Genomic DNA, 14,512 nt, shown 5'->3' with positions numbered 1-14,512 from the left:
GTTGACGGGGTTCGCGCGAGACTCCGTGGGCCACGCTGCCGTGTCGCCCAGCCGGTCGAGCAGCGGGACAAAGGAACGAATCGGAGTCCAGCCACGGTAGTCAGGGCGACGGGTGCGGTTCAAGTTGTTGTCCCCAGCCTGTGGATAGTGTCTCCTCGTGACCCTTGGTTTGACCGGATGGCGTAGCCCCGCGTACCGTGACCAGGTCGAGTTGTCGATGGCTGCTGCCGCCTGCCTCCGATGGGCACAGATCGCTTCGAGGTGATCGGGAAGCGGTGCACTCGGGCGTAACTGCGAGCTACTCGTGGGCGCACGGTGACAGCCAGGACGGCACCCGCCACCACCGATTTATTTCTGGAGCCCCCTCGTGAGCAAGCGCACTTTCCAGCCGAACAACCGTCGCCGGGCCAAGACCCACGGCTTCCGCCTGCGGATGCGTACCCGTGCCGGTCGCGCGATTCTCGCGAACCGTCGTGGCAAGGGTCGCGCCAGCCTGTCCGCCTGATCCCGATCAGGTCATGACGTCGTGCTGCCTACCGAGCATCGGCTGAGGCGGCGCGAAGACTTCGCGACCGCGGTACGACGGGGTCGCCGGGCCGGCCGCCCGCTTCTCGTCGTCCACTTTCGTAGCGGTGCCACGGACCCGCACGCGCCAGGGGAGAGCGCTCCCCCGACGCGTGCGGGTTTCGTCGTCAGCAAGGCAGTGGGCGGCGCCGTGGTGCGCAACAAGGTGAAGCGCAGACTCCGTCATCTGATGCGCGAGCGAGTCGCCCTGTTTCCCCCCGGTAGCCTGGTAGTCGTACGAGCGCTGCCCGGAGCGGGCGACGCCGACCATGCACAGCTGGCCCAAGACCTGGATGCCGCCGTTCAGCGGCTGCTGGGAGGGGGCGCGCGATGAAGTACCCGCTACTGGCGCTGATCAAGCTGTACCAGTGGACGATCAGTCCCTTGCTCGGGCCGGTCTGCAAGTACTACCCGTCGTGCTCCCACTACGGCTATACGGCCGTAGACCGGCACGGCGCGATCAAGGGCACAGCGCTCACGGCCTGGCGCATCCTGCGCTGCAATCCGTGGTCGCTCGGCGGTGTGGACCATGTCCCACCGCGCAAGCGTCCTAGGTGGCACGAGATGCTGCGAGGCACACGGCGCGCAGACAAGGGCGGGACCTCCGCCGCCGAAACGGCCACTGAAGGGCTGAGTCCTTCGAGCCCGGCCGCAGAGACACCGTCCCATGCCCAAGGAGCATGATTAGTGGACACGATTGCCAGTCTTTTCAGCTTCATCACGACACCCGTTTCTTGGGTCATCGTCCAGTTCCACTCGGTGTACGGGAAGGTTTTCGGTCCCGACACGGGCTGGGCCTGGGGCCTGTCCATCGTGTCCCTGGTGATCCTGATCCGCATCTGTCTGATCCCGCTCTTCGTGAAGCAGATCAAGGCGACCCGGGCCATGCAGACCCTGCAGCCCGAGATGAAGAAGATCCAGGAACGCTACAAGAACGACAAGCAGCGTCAGTCCGAAGAGATGATGAAGCTGTACAAGGAGTCGGGTACCAACCCGCTCTCCTCGTGCCTTCCCATCCTGGCGCAGTCCCCGTTCTTCTTCGCCCTGTACCACGTGCTCAACGGCATCGCGACGGGCTCGACGATCGGTGTCATCAACGACTCGCTGCTCGCCAGCGCGCGTAAGGCGCACATCTTCGGTGCCCCGCTCGCCGCGAAGTTCACGGACGGCAGCAGCAAGGTCGAGGCGCTCGGTGCCACGCTGACCGACGTCCGGGTCGTCACCGCGATCATGATCGTGATGATGTCGGCGTCGCAGTTCTACACGCAGCGCCAGCTGATGACGAAGAACGTCGACACCACGGTGAAGACACCGTTCATGCAGCAGCAGAAGATGCTGATGTACGTCTTCCCGGTCATGTTCGCCATCTTCGGCATCAACTTCCCCGTCGGTGTCCTCGTCTACTGGCTGACCACCAACGTGTGGACCATGGGCCAGCAGATGTACGTCATCCACAACAACCCGACCCCGGGTTCCAAGGCGCAGGCCGCTTACCTGGAGCGCCTCACCAAGCACGTCACGCACCACGAGAAGACCCGCAGCCGGGGCGAGAAGGCCATCGTCAAGGCGATCGTCTCCAAGGGCCGTGACCGCAACGAGTTCGAGCGCAAGTTCATCAACAGCCTCACCAAGGTGGGCCTCGTGGCCCAGCCCGACGGCACGGTGGCGAAGGGCGAGACCGCGGCTGTCGAGGCCGAGGACGGTACGCCCACCACGGCAGCCCCCAGGCGTCAGCAGCCCAAGCGGCAGACCAAGGCCCAGCGCCAGTCCGCCGCCGCGAAGGCGGCCGACGAGAGTGCTGAGAACGCGGTCGAAGACGCCGAGCCGAAGACCTCGCTGACCAAGTCGGACGAGCCCGAGGACGCCAAGCCCGCCACCGCTGCGAAGAAGCCCGCCCCGAAGCCCGCCGGCGGTACCCGCAGCAAGGCCCAGTCCGGACAGCGCAAGGGTCCGCAGCGGCCCAAGTCCCCGTCCAAGAAGTAAGAAGGAGTCCATCCCGTGACGGAAGGCACCACCACCTCCGCCGCCGCTGCCGAGGGTGCAGACACCCTGTCCCGCCTGGAGCAGGAGGGCGAGATCGCGGCGGACTACCTCGAGGGTCTGCTGGACATCGCCGATCTCGACGGCGACATCGACATGGATGTCGAGGCCGACCGCGCCGCTGTCTCGATCATCAGCGACAGCAGCGGCCGTGACATCCAGAAGCTCGTCGGCCGTGACGGTGAGGTGCTGGAGGCACTCCAGGAGCTCACCCGCCTGGCCGTGCACCGGGAGACCGGGGACCGCAGCCGGCTGATGCTGGACATCGCGGGCTATCGGGCCAAGAAGCGCACCGAGCTCTCCGAGCTGGGCGCCAAGGCCGCGTCCGACGTGAAGAACACCGGCGAGCCGGTGAAGCTGAACCCGATGACCCCGTTCGAGCGCAAGGTCGTGCACGACGCCGTCAAGGCCGCGGGGCTGCGCAGCGAGTCGGAGGGCGAGGAGCCGCAGCGCTTCGTCGTCGTGCTTCCCGCCTGATCGGTCGCTTACGTTCCACCGGCCCCGTCTGTTGAGCAGACGGGGCCGAACTTTGTCAGCCTGATAGTCCTGTAGTTCTGGTGGTCCTGGTGGTCAGCGCCCAATGCGCTTTTGCGGTACGGAAGGACGGTCCCCCGTGACGGAGGCAGCGGAGCTTCCCCCCGCGCCCGAGCAGGCGCGCGAGGTGTTCGGCGATCGCTTCGAGGATGCGGTCCGATACGCCGAGCTGCTCGCCGACGCGGGTGTGCAGCGCGGCCTGATCGGCCCACGTGAGGTGCCCCGCCTGTGGGAACGGCACCTGCTGAACTGTGCCGTCCTCTCGGAGGTCGTGCCGGACGGAGTGACGGTGTGCGACGTCGGCTCCGGCGCCGGCCTCCCCGGCATTCCCCTGGCGCTGGTCCGCGAGGACATCAAGATCACCCTGCTCGAACCGCTCCTCCGCCGTACGACCTTCCTCACCGAGGTCGTCGAACTCCTGGGCCTCGACCACGTCACTGTCGTGCGAGGGCGCGCTGAGGAGGTCATGGGCACACTGCATCCGGTCCATGTGGTGACGGCCCGGGCCGTGGCTCCGCTGGAGCGACTGGCCACCTGGGGCATCCCGCTGCTGCGCCCGTACGGCGAAATGCTCGCCCTCAAGGGGGACACGGCCGAAGAGGAGCTCAAGAGTGCGGCGACCGTACTCAGCAAGCTCGGAGCCGTGGAGACGTCCATCCTGCACGTGGGCGAAGGCATCGTCGATCCGCTGTCCACGGTGGTTCGTGTCGAGGTCGGAGAGAGCCCCGGCGGGGTTCGCTTCGCGGCGAAGCGGGCCAAGGCGGCTCGTACAGGCCGTACCCGTAGGCGTCGTTGAGGCTGTCTCGGCGCTGAGGCGGGTCGGTCTCAGCGCTTGAGGTGGTCGGTGTCAGCGTGTGGAGCGCGTCGCTGATCCGTCCTGACGACGAAACTTACTCCACACAAGCTGCCAAACCTACGCATGCCGGAGTGTCGCGACAGTTCGGCCTCGGCCGCTGTGCATCGTGTTTCACGTGAAACGTCGCTCACTGCTGCACGGCATCATCGGTCGCACCCGCGCCGCGGCCGAACCCCGCGACCGGAAGCCTCTCGGATCACTCGGAGAGGGCACGGAGTTGTCCACAGAGGTGGAATTCTCCACAGAACAACAGGCCTCACTGGTTCACGACCCTGAAGACATGGGAGGCTCTGTTCATTGCGAGCCTGAAGTCGAGGAGAGTGAATCCTTGCGGTCCGACGCCAACATCGCGGGACCGATGACCGATCCGGTCCCCGGTCCCCGTACCGAGTCGATGGGGGAGGATGTTTCACGTGAAACACCGCCCCCTATGGACGACACTCCCATCGGTCGTGCTGCCCAACTGGCGGTGGAAGCTCTAGGTCGTGCCGGCGAGGGCCTGCCACGTCCCGAGCAGACCCGCATCATGGTCGTCGCCAACCAGAAGGGCGGGGTGGGCAAGACGACGACGACCGTCAATCTTGCCGCTTCGCTGGCACTGCACGGTGCCCGTGTTCTGGTGGTCGACCTCGACCCACAGGGCAACGCGTCCACGGCACTGGGGATCGATCACCACGCGGAAGTTCCTTCCATCTATGACGTGTTGGTCGACAGCAGGCCTCTCTCCGAGGTCGTGCAGCCGGTCCCTGATGTAGAGGGTCTCTTCTGTGCCCCTGCCACGATCGATCTCGCCGGTGCGGAGATCGAGCTGGTGTCCCTGGTGGCACGTGAGAGCAGACTGCAGCGGGCGATTCAGGCCTACGAGCAGCCGCTGGACTACATCCTCATCGACTGTCCGCCCTCGCTCGGCCTGCTGACGGTCAACGCGCTGGTCGCTGGCGCGGAGGTTCTCATCCCGATCCAGTGCGAGTACTACGCGCTGGAAGGCCTCGGACAGTTGCTTCGCAACGTCGACCTGGTGCGGGGGCACCTCAACCCCAACCTGCATGTGTCGACCATCCTGCTCACCATGTACGACGGCCGGACACGCCTCGCGTCCCAGGTCGCGGACGAGGTGCGCAGCCACTTCGGCGACGAGGTGCTGCGGACGAGCATTCCCCGCTCGGTCCGTATCTCCGAGGCACCGAGTTATGGGCAGACGGTACTGACCTACGATCCCGGATCGAGCGGTGCCCTCTCCTACTTTGAGGCAGCAAGGGAAATCGCGCTGAAGGGTGTGGGCGTCAGCTACGACGCACCGCATGCGCACATCGGCGCTCAGAGCGACCAGAGCATGGTGGAGGGCATCCAGTGAGTGAGCGACGGAGGGGTTTGGGCCGTGGGCTCGGCGCACTGATCCCCGCAGCCCCGACCGGGGAGAAGACGATGGCGCCGGCCGCGATGGGGTCCGCGTCCCCGACGGCCGTCCCGGTCATCACCGGCGACCGAGGGGTGGCCGCGGCGAAGGTCACCACGCTGCCGCCGGTTTCCTACGACATGGAGGAGCCGTCGTCGAACGGCGCCGTGGAGACGTTCGCGCCTCCCATCGGTGCCCACTTCGCCGAACTGCCCCTCGACTCCATCACGCCGAACTCCCGTCAGCCGCGTGAGGTCTTCGACGAGGACGCGCTGCAAGAGCTCGTCACCTCCATCAAGGAGGTCGGCCTCCTCCAGCCCGTCGTCGTACGGCAGATCGGCCCGACGAGCTACGAGCTCATCATGGGCGAGCGGCGCTGGCGGGCCTGCCGTGAGGCGGGCCTGGAGGCGATCCCGGCGATCGTGCGGGCCACGGACGACGAGAAGCTTCTCCTGGACGCCCTCCTGGAGAACCTGCACCGCGCCCAGCTGAACCCGCTCGAAGAGGCGGCTGCCTACGACCAGTTGCTCAAGGACTTCAACTGCACGCACGATCAGTTGGCGGACCGCATCGGGCGTTCGCGTCCGCAGGTCTCCAACACCCTGCGTCTGCTGAAGCTCTCGCCGTCGGTCCAGCGCCGTGTCGCCGCCGGAGTCCTCTCCGCCGGCCACGCCCGGGCGCTGCTCTCCGTCGACGACTCGGAGGAGCAGGAGCGGCTGGCCCACCGGATCGTGGCCGAGGGGCTCTCGGTGCGGGCCGTCGAGGAGATCGTGCACCTGATGGATTCGCGGCCGCAGACGGCTCAGCGCTCCAAGGGACCGCGGGCCGGCGCCCTGGTCTCCCCGGCGCTGTCCGATCTCGCCACGCGTCTCTCGGATCGCTTCGAGACCCGGGTGAAGGTCGACCTGGGCCAGAAGAAGGGCAAGATCACTGTCGAGTTCGCCTCGATGGAGGACCTTGAGCGGATCCTCGGTTCGCTGGCTCCGGGCGAGGGCCCGGTCCTGCAGAGGAGCCTGCTCGACGACGAATCGGAGGACGAGGCCTGAGCCGTCCTGTCGACGGTATGGGTTCTGTTCGTCCGACCAGCAGAGCGGGCCGTGTCCGGTGTGTACCGGAACGCGGCCCGCTCTTTGCTTTCTGTCGGTATCGATGCAATCGCATCATGGATACGATGCGTTCGGGTATGGCGCATCCACCTGGCAGCACCTCTTAGGGGAGGCGGGGGCCATGCGAACGGTGAGCCGCACCGGACTGGTGAGCGCGGGTCTGGGCCTGGGGGCGGTCGGCGGGTTCGTCGGCAGTCTGCTCAGAGAACGCAGCGCTCTGACAGCCGCCCGCGGCGCTGCGGGCGAAGGAAGCGAGGATCAGCCTTCATGGGGCGTCGGCTCGTACCGCTCACGCTGGATAATCTCCCGGACATTCCCAACCGCTGTCAGTCGTGCGTCTTCTGGGAGTTGGACCCCGTCAGCGGACAAGCCGCGGTAAAGGCAGGCACGGCGTCCGTGGAGAAGGAAGCCTGGATCTCCGCCGTCCTGCTGGACTGGGGCTCCTGCGGACGCGTCGTCTACGTCGATGACGTGCCGGTGGGCTTCGTCCTCTACGCGCCCCCTGCTTACGTCCCCCGCTCGACGGCGTTTCCCACAAGCCCCGTGTCACCGGACGCCGTGCAGCTGATGACGTCGTTCATCATGCCGGGCTATCAGGGGCAGGGACTGGGTCGGGTCATGGTGCAGACAGTCGCCAAGGATCTGCTGCGGCGGGGCTTCAAGGCGATCGAGGCCTTCGGTGATGCCCACGCGAAAGAGGCCGCTTGCGTCCTGCCCGCCGACCATCTGCTCGCCGTGGGCTTCAAGACGGTCCGTCAGCATCCCACCTATCCACGGCTGAGGCTGGAGCTGCGTACAACGCTCTCCTGGAAGGAAGACGTGGAGATGGCGCTCGACCGACTGCTGGGGGCCGTACAGAAGGAACCAGCGCTTCGACCGCTCTAAAGCAAAGGGGCCGACTCCGTGGAGTCGGCCCCTTCGTGTTTCACGTGAAACACGGTTTCACGTGAAACATCACTTGCTGGCGATGAACTCGTCGAGGTCGCGAAGGATCGCGGCCTTCGGCTTGGCGCCGACGATGGTCTTGGCGACCTCGCCACCCTGGTAGACGTTCAGGGTCGGGATGGACATGACGCCGTACCTGGCGGCCGTCGCCGGGTTCTCGTCGATGTTGAGCTTGACGATCTTGATCTGGTCACCGTGCTCGGCGGCGATGGCTTCGAGGGACGGAGCGATCTGGCGGCACGGGCCGCACCAGGAAGCCCAGAAGTCCACCAGGACGGGCTTGTCGCTCTTGAGGACGTCCTCGTCGAAGGAATCGTCGGTCACATTCTTCAGAGTGCCGGCCACGGCGGGCTCCTTAACTTGATCGTGCGGTGGGGAGGATAGAGGTCAGACGGTGGTCTTCGCGGGCTCTGCCTGCTCCTTGTCCGCAAGGGCGGCAAGGAAATGCTCGGTGTCCAGAGCGGCGGAGCAGCCAGTGCCGGCGGCGGTGATCGCCTGGCGGTAGGTGTGGTCGACGACGTCACCGGCGCCGAAGACACCGGTCAGGTTGGTACGGGTCGAGGGCGCCTCGACCTTCAGGTAGCCCTCTCCGTCCAGGTCCAGCTGGCCCTTGAAGAGCTCCGTGCGGGGGTCGTGGCCGATCGCGATGAACAGGCCCGTCACCGCCAGGTCCGAGAGTTCCCCGGTCTTCAGGTTGCGCAGCTTGAGGCCGGCGAGCTTCGGGTCGCCCTCGATCTCGGCGACCTCGCTGTCCCAGACGAACTTGATCTTCGGGTCGGCGAAGGCGCGTTCCTGCATCGCCTTGGAGGCGCGCAGGCTGTCCCGACGGTGGACGATCGTCACGGACTTGGCGAAGCGGGAGAGGAAGGTCGCCTCCTCCATCGCCGTGTCGCCACCACCGATGACGGCGATGTCCTGGTCCTTGAAGAAGAACCCGTCACAGGTGGCACACCAGGAGACACCCCGGCCGGAGAGCGCGTCCTCGTTCGGCAGGCCCAGCTTGCGGTGCTGGGAGCCGGTGGTGACGATGACGGCCTTCGCCTGGTGCACGGTGCCTGAGGTGTCCGTGACGGTCTTGATCTCACCGGTCAGGTCGACGGAGACCACATCGTCCGGGATCAGCTCGGCGCCGAAGCGCTCGGCCTGGGCGCGCATGTTGTCCATGAGCTCGGGGCCCATGACGCCGTCCTGGAAGCCCGGGAAGTTCTCGACCTCGGTGGTGTTCATCAGCGCGCCACCGGCGGTGACGGCACCTTCGAACACCAGCGGCTTCAGCGACGCGCGCGCGGTGTAGAGCGCCGCCGTGTAGCCGGCGGGCCCGGAGCCGATGATGATCACGTTTCGGACGTCGCTCACGGCTTGGTTCCTCGTCTCTGGACTGCGTCAGTACGACCGGCGGGAGCCCCCTGTCGGAGCCTCCACACCACCCAACGGATCCTACGGGGCCCGCATTCCCGCTGTGTCCGGGCACACGGAGACGGCACACGGCAGGGAATCGCCATGAAGGAAGGAGAGGAGGCGTCCGGAGTCAGGAATGCGGGAACGACTGCGTCAGAAGGACTTCGCCAGGAGTGGATGTCTGGCGGCTCACGCAGGTCGCGTCCACGACGTAGGCCGTCACCCGGCTGTTGTCGGAAGCGTCGGGCAGCACCACGAGATAAGCGGCGGTCCCGTTGTAGGTGCCCTTCTTGAAACCGAGGACATCCGTGTTGCCACGGTCGACGCCCTGCCGGATGCAGTCCGGGATGGAGCCGGACGGTTCGATCAGGGTTTTGGGAGTCTTGATGGAAGACTCCGCGCCACCGGGGTCGGACGCGACGTTCCAGGGCTTCTCACTGTTGGCGCCCTGACTTGTGGAGGACTTGGTGGAGAGAAGATCCGAGACCTCGCTCTGCAGCTTCCCCTTGGAGAAGGTGTCCGCAGAGCTGGTCGAGTTCCCCTGAGCCGTGTCGGACGACTTGTGTTCGCCCAGCGACTGGATGAACAGGGAGCCGGCTCCCAGAACGGCCGCGGTGAACACGGCTCCCAGGACGATCCTCCCGCGACGTCCGCCGCGCCTCCGGTCTTTGCGTTCCTTGTTGCGTCCGGGACCGGTCGCCGCGTGTGCGTGTCCTGACGGGCGATCCGCCGTAGGCGATGTTTCACGTGAAACATGCGTCTCGGTGTGCTCGCCGTCCTCGTCCGAGGTGGCTCGGGACGCGCTCACCAATGTCGGCGCGGCCAGGGACTCGGGGGCGGTGGAGCCCAGGAGGGCTTCCGCGGCGAGGGCCGCGTCGATACGACCCGCGACCTCGGCGGGCATGCGCGGTGGTCCGGGCAGGGTGCCCAGGAGACCCCGGATCTCCTCCAGCGAGTCGTGGACGTCCGCACAGAGTTCACACTCGTCCAGATGCCGTCGTACCTCGGCTCCCCTGGACGGCGGGAGAAGGCCCTCGGTGAGGTCGGAGATCTCCGCGACGTCCGGGTGCCCGGGCGTGTCTGTCGTGGATGTCACGCTCGCCCACCTCCGCCCTTCACAGCAGCTGAATCGCTCGGCCCTGCATCCTTGGGACCCGCGTCGTGGGGTCCCGCTGCCGGTGGGACGGATGTCCCCTGCGCCCGGTTCCGTCCTGCGCCCGGTTCCTTGCCGTCACCGGCTCTTTCCGGCCGTAGATGGGTGAGCAGCGGCAGCAGTCTGGCTCTTCCGCGGGCGCAGCGGCTCTTCACCGTGCCGGTCGGCACATCGAGGATCTGGGCGGCCTCCGCGACCGGGTAGCCCTGCATGTCCACCAAGATGAGGGCGGCGCGCTGGTCGGGCGGGAGGGTGCCCAGGGCTTCCAGCAGTTGGCGGTGCAGGTCATTGCGCTCAGCGGGAGCCGCGGCCGACTCGTGCGGTTCCAGGAGTTGTTCCAGGCGCTCGGTGTCGTCGACCGGGGACGTCTTCCTGGAGGCCGCTTTGCGGGCGCGGTCCAGACAGGCGTTCACCGTGATCCGGTGCAGCCAGGTTGTGACGGCCGACTGGCCGCGGAAGGTGTGGGCGGCCCGGTAGGCGGAGACGAGGGCGTCCTGGACGGCGTCAGCGGCCTCCTCGCGGTCTCCCAGCGTGCGCAGGGCCACGGCCCAGAGCCGGTCGCGATGCCGCCGGACGAGCTCGCCGAAGGCGTCCGGGTCGCCTTCGACATGGCGGGCGAGCAGATCCTGATCGCTCGTTCCGTCGTATCCGGCGCCTTCCGCCATCGGACCCCCTCCCCCTCCGGTGAGACGTCAGCCCGTGAACTTCACGTCGGTGATGGCCTGCTTGTAGCCGGCGTCGCTGTACTGGTCGCCGTCCGCGTGGGGCAGAGCGGTGAGCCAGACAAGAACGTACCGGCTCTTCACGTGCTTGGTGACCTTCACCGTGGCGCTGGTCCCGGTCGTCGTGACGGTACCGATCTGCGTCATGGAGTCCAGCGAGGAAGGAGACAGCGAGTCGGTCGCGTAGAGCTTCACCGTGGTGTGATCGCCGCTGTAGTAGAGCCCTATGGTCGCCGTGGAGACGTCCTGGGCAGAACCGAGGTCATAGACGATGCCCACGCCCGGCTTGTACGGCGCGAGCACCGGGCCCCCTATGAAGCTCGAGGTCCGCCAGTACGTCGACGCGTTGCCGTCGTAGGTCTTGTCGACGTCGGCCGGATGCTGGGCGTCGCCCTTCGCCACGAACTCCTTGGCGCCCTGGATCGCGAGCGTCTTGACCGGCTTGGTCTTGTCGCCGCTCTTGTCGTTCCCGTCCGTCGTCTGCGTCTGCTTCGTGTCCTCGGACTTGTTGCCCTGGTCCATGAGCGCGTCCGCGAGCTGCCAGCTGCCCAGGCCCAGCGCGGCGATCAGCAGCGCGGACACGGCCCACTTGAGGGCCTTGCCGGTGCGGCTCTGCAGTGGGGGCGGCGGGGTCGGCAGGACCTGGGTGGCACCGGGATGCGGTGACGGGCGGCCGTACGTGCCCTGTTGGTACGTCGTGCGCTGGTACTCGGGCGGTGCGGTGAACGCCGGCTCCGGAGGGCGGATGCGGGGCATCTCGCCGATCGCCTTCACCAGTTCCTCCGGCGTGGTGCACGCCGACTCGTGCCGTGAGGCCGTGGCACCGTCGTTGGCGAGCGCGCGCATGGCGAGCTCCGACAGACCGCGGTGGACACCGGCACGCACCTGGTCGGGGGCGATGAGACCAACGCCCTTGGGCAGCCCGGACAGACCGTAGGCGTCGTCCTCGTACGGCCAGCGCTGAGTGAGCGCCGCGTACAGCAGGGCGCCGATCGCCTCCGTGTCCGTGCGCTGCGGGGTGTCCGAACTGATGCCGCGCAGCGCGGCGTTGACGGCCAGACCGCGGATGCGCCACTGGCCGGACGAGGTGCGCAGCACGGCGTTCGGGTTCAGGCGCAGATGGGCGAGGCCCTCGCGGTGTGCGGCGGCCATGGCAGAGGCGATCTGACTGACCATCTGGTAGGCGTCGTGCACCTCCAGCGGGCCGGGGGCCAGAAGCGCCGTCAGTTCCGTGGCGTCGGGCAGCCATTCGTGCACGACGTAGACGAGGTCGTTCTCCTCCACGGCGTCCAGGACCTGGACGAAGCGGGGATCACCCAGCAGCGCCGAGGAACGGGCCGCGGCCAGCACCGAGCGGGCCCGCGCATGGTCCGCGGGCAGGATGTGGACGCCGACGGCACGGCGGAGTTTCTCGTCCACTGCGCGCCAACTGCTGAAGCCGTCCAGACGGGTGACGCACTCTTCGAGGCGATAGCGTCTGGCGAGCTTGTGACCGCTGTGCAGTTCGGGAGGCGAGGCCTTCTCGGTTTCCTCGATCCCGCCGCTCCCCTGTGCCTTGTCGCTCTCCGTGTCCCGCTCCGGGTTCTGGGCCACCCCGTCGGCCGTGGACTGGTCCGCCTTGGCGGTCAGCGGCTCGTCGCCGCTGTTGTCTGCCACGTCGACGGCAGCCGTGCTCCGTTCCGCCACCGTCGCTCCTGCCTCCCCATCCGTTGCACGCTGTCCGACGCCGAAACCAATTGTGCCCACAGTCTGCCGCTATGCACGACACACAGCGGCGGACGATGGTTGTGCGTGTGCCCCCGCCTCAACGCCCCAAGCGCCCGCGCACCATGCCCACGAGGGAGTTGAGCTCCTCGATGCGCATGCGGCGAGCGGCGACGTAGAAGATTCCGAGCAGTACGGCACCGCCCACCAGGAGGGCGGCGAACGAGCCGACGACCCCCTGGCCGAGCGTATGACCGATCCCGTAGCAGACCGCACCACTGAGAACTGCGGCCGGCACGGAGGCGATACAGAGCCGAGCGTACGTCCGCAGCACGCGCGTGCCGTCCAGGTCGCCGTCCAGCCGCTTGCGCAGCCGGTTCCAGGCGACGCCGACACCGATCGCGTACGCGAGGCCGTACGAGGCTGCCATGCCGACCACGGCCCAGCGGGCCGGGAGCACGAAGTAACAGACCGCCGAGGCGGCCGCGTTGACCGCAGCCACGATGACGGTGTTGTAGAAGGGCGTCCGGGTGTCCTCGTAGGCGTAGAAGGCGCGCAGGACGACGTACTGCACCGAGTACGGGATCAGGCCGAGGGCGAAGGCCATCAGCATGAAGCCCATGTTCGTGGCCGCGCCGGTACCGGAGGAACCGAAGATCAGGGTGCACATCGGGATGCCGAGGGCGAGCAGTCCGAAGGCGATCGGCACGATCGCGACGGCGGTCGTGCGCAATCCCTGGGAGATGTCGTCGCGGACGGCTCCGCCGTCGCCCTCGGCGGCCGAGCGAGAGATGCGCGGCAGCAGGGCGGCCATCAGGGACACCGTGATGATGGCCTGAGGCAGGCCCCAGATGAGCTGGGCGTTGGCATAGGCGCTGAATCCGGTACCGGCGATGTTCGTGTCCGCGACCGACGCGGTCGCGAGCTGGGTCACCACGAGGGCACCGGCCTGGTTCGCGAGAACGAAGAGGACGGTCCACTTGGCGAGCATCGCGGCCTTGCCGAGGCCGTGGCCCTTCCAGTCGAACCGCAGTCGCAGCTTGAACCCCGTTTCCCGCAGATACGGGATCATCGCCAGCGCCTGGACGACCAGACCGAGGAGAACACCGATACCCAGGAGGCGCTGGGCTTCCGGAGGGATGTTCTCGACCTTCATACCGGAGTCCGCCGAGGTGCCGTACACCCAGAGGAACATGCCGAGCGTCGCGATGATGACGACGTTGTTGAGGACCGGGGTCCACATCATCGCGCCGAACTTGCCGCGGGCGTTGAGGATCTGGCCCATCACCACGTGGATGCCCATGAAGAAGATCGTGGGCAGGAAGTAGCGGGTGAAGGTGACGGCGACGTGGTCGGCTGCGGGGTCGCTGGCGACCGGGTTCGACAGCAGGCGGACCAGGAGGGGTGCCGCGAACATCGCGAGCGCGGTCAGTGCTCCGAGCGCCACGATGACCAGGGTCAGCAGACGGTTGGCGAATGCCTCGCCGCCGTCGTCGTCCTCTTTCATCGCGCGCACGAGCTGCGGCACGAAGACGGAGTTGAGTCCGCCGCCGACGGTCAGGATGTAGATCATCGTCGGCAGCTGGTAAGCGACCTGGAAAGTGTCGCCGAGGAGAGCCGTGCCCAGCGCCGAGACGATCAGCGCGGAGCGGACGAAGCCGGTCAGGCGGGAGACCATCGTGCCCGCCGCCATCACGGCGCTCGACTTCAGTAGTCCGGAGGCCTTCCCGCCCTTCTTGGGAGCGGCCGCGGGCGCCGGCGCCGTAGGAGTGAGCTGCATCGTGGCGTCGGACATCGGCGCCGGAGACGGCACGGCGGGCGCCTGGCCCGAGGGCGGTGCCGGGGACGGTCCGGGGACCGCCGGGGACTCCATCGGCGGTCGTCCGCCGCCCTGGCCCTGGTCCCGGAAGAGATGAGCGAAGGCGTCCGGCTCGTGGTGCTCCTCGCCGGCCCCGGTCACCAGGTCGTCCACGCCCACGAACTGGGTCGTCCGGGCGCGACGTGGCGATCCGCTACGACTTCGGCGAGGGACATGAACTTCTCGGCCGCCGAGCCCAGCGGCCGAGCTTGCGCTCGTCGGACATGGACTCCAGG

General features: G+C 67.5%; 15 protein-coding genes. 9 read left to right on the top strand and 6 right to left on the bottom strand.

The window, feature by feature from the left end; all coding sequences use genetic code 11:
* Positions 1–367 precede the first annotated feature (367 nt).
* The 9 genes from rpmH to ACNFOC_RS37985 all read left to right on the top strand — a co-directional run bounded on the left by rpmH (position 368) and on the right by ACNFOC_RS37985 (position 7,381).
* Positions 368–505 carry a 50S ribosomal protein L34 gene (gene rpmH, locus ACNFOC_RS38025; RefSeq protein ID WP_006381191.1) on the top strand — a complete coding sequence of 46 codons (138 nt, stop codon included), beginning with the start codon at positions 368–370 and terminating at the stop codon, positions 503–505.
* Between the two features lie 21 nt (positions 506–526).
* The gene (gene rnpA, locus ACNFOC_RS38020; RefSeq protein ID WP_078532680.1) at positions 527–898 is read left to right on the top strand and encodes a ribonuclease P protein component; all 372 of its coding nucleotides are present in this window, start codon (positions 527–529) and stop codon (positions 896–898) included.
* Positions 895–1,248, top strand: coding sequence for a membrane protein insertion efficiency factor YidD (yidD, locus tag ACNFOC_RS38015; protein ID WP_416963581.1), 354 nt, complete (start codon positions 895–897; stop codon positions 1,246–1,248). Before rnpA ends, yidD begins: the two co-directional genes overlap by 4 nt.
* Positions 1,249–1,251: 3 nt before the next feature.
* Positions 1,252–2,547 (top strand): membrane protein insertase YidC, encoded by a 1,296-nt coding sequence (gene yidC / locus ACNFOC_RS38010; RefSeq protein ID WP_416963580.1) that lies wholly within the window; start codon positions 1,252–1,254, stop codon positions 2,545–2,547.
* Between the two features lie 15 nt (positions 2,548–2,562).
* On the top strand, positions 2,563–3,081 hold the full coding sequence (locus ACNFOC_RS38005; protein ID WP_416963579.1) for a Jag family protein: 519 nt from the start codon (positions 2,563–2,565) through the stop codon (positions 3,079–3,081).
* A 136-nt stretch (positions 3,082–3,217) separates the two neighbouring features.
* Positions 3,218–3,934, top strand: a complete 717-nt coding sequence (gene rsmG / locus ACNFOC_RS38000) for a 16S rRNA (guanine(527)-N(7))-methyltransferase RsmG (protein ID WP_416963578.1) — start codon at positions 3,218–3,220, stop codon at positions 3,932–3,934.
* A 340-nt stretch (positions 3,935–4,274) separates the two neighbouring features.
* Positions 4,275–5,348: a ParA family protein gene (locus ACNFOC_RS37995; RefSeq protein ID WP_078532690.1), complete on the top strand. Its 1,074-nt coding sequence runs from the start codon at positions 4,275–4,277 to the stop codon at positions 5,346–5,348.
* Positions 5,345–6,436, top strand: a complete 1,092-nt coding sequence (locus ACNFOC_RS37990; protein WP_416963577.1) for a ParB/RepB/Spo0J family partition protein — start codon at positions 5,345–5,347, stop codon at positions 6,434–6,436. Before ACNFOC_RS37995 ends, ACNFOC_RS37990 begins: the two co-directional genes overlap by 4 nt.
* A 327-nt stretch (positions 6,437–6,763) precedes the next feature.
* Complete coding sequence (locus ACNFOC_RS37985; RefSeq protein WP_416963576.1) at positions 6,764–7,381, top strand: GNAT family N-acetyltransferase; 618 nt, start codon at positions 6,764–6,766, stop codon at positions 7,379–7,381.
* A 69-nt stretch (positions 7,382–7,450) separates the two neighbouring features.
* Here the strand turns inward: ACNFOC_RS37985 and trxA are convergent, their stop codons facing one another.
* The 6 genes from trxA to murJ form a co-directional block, all read right to left on the bottom strand.
* Positions 7,451–7,786 (bottom strand): thioredoxin, encoded by a 336-nt coding sequence (gene trxA / locus ACNFOC_RS37980; protein ID WP_416963575.1) that lies wholly within the window; start codon positions 7,784–7,786, stop codon positions 7,451–7,453.
* A gap of 42 nt (positions 7,787–7,828) precedes the next feature.
* On the bottom strand, positions 7,829–8,797 hold the full coding sequence (gene trxB, locus ACNFOC_RS37975; RefSeq protein WP_416963574.1) for a thioredoxin-disulfide reductase: 969 nt from the start codon (positions 8,795–8,797) through the stop codon (positions 7,829–7,831).
* 172 nt (positions 8,798–8,969) lie between these two features.
* On the bottom strand, positions 8,970–9,935 hold the full coding sequence (locus tag ACNFOC_RS37970; RefSeq protein WP_416963573.1) for an anti-sigma factor family protein: 966 nt from the start codon (positions 9,933–9,935) through the stop codon (positions 8,970–8,972).
* Positions 9,932–10,657: an RNA polymerase sigma factor SigM gene (gene sigM, locus ACNFOC_RS37965; RefSeq protein ID WP_416963572.1), complete on the bottom strand. Its 726-nt coding sequence runs from the start codon at positions 10,655–10,657 to the stop codon at positions 9,932–9,934. Before sigM ends, ACNFOC_RS37970 begins: the two co-directional genes overlap by 4 nt.
* A gap of 27 nt (positions 10,658–10,684) precedes the next feature.
* Positions 10,685–12,400 (bottom strand): protein kinase family protein, encoded by a 1,716-nt coding sequence (locus ACNFOC_RS37960; RefSeq protein WP_416963571.1) that lies wholly within the window; start codon positions 12,398–12,400, stop codon positions 10,685–10,687.
* Positions 12,401–12,518: 118 nt separating this feature from the next.
* On the bottom strand, positions 12,519–14,512 hold a 1,994-nt coding region (murJ, locus tag ACNFOC_RS37955), incomplete at its 5' end, for a murein biosynthesis integral membrane protein MurJ (RefSeq protein ID WP_416963570.1).

This window comes from Streptomyces colwelliae (assembly GCF_048158785.1).
In the GTDB taxonomy this organism is placed as follows: Bacteria; Actinomycetota; Actinomycetes; order Streptomycetales; family Streptomycetaceae; genus Streptomyces.
The sequence above is the reverse complement of the archived record's forward strand: the minus strand, read 5'-3'. Positions and strand labels throughout refer to the sequence as shown.

Coding starts and splice junctions, on each gene's coding strand:
- ACNFOC_RS37995 (WP_078532690.1), top strand. CDS start 4,275: ATGGGAGGCTCTGTTCATTGCGAGCCTGAAGTCGAGGAGAGTGAATCC.
- ACNFOC_RS37985 (WP_416963576.1), top strand. CDS start 6,764: ATGGGGCGTCGGCTCGTACCGCTCACGCTGGATAATCTCCCGGACATT.
- sigM (WP_416963572.1), bottom strand. CDS start 10,657: ATGGCGGAAGGCGCCGGATACGACGGAACGAGCGATCAGGATCTGCTC.
- yidD (WP_416963581.1), top strand. CDS start 895: ATGAAGTACCCGCTACTGGCGCTGATCAAGCTGTACCAGTGGACGATC.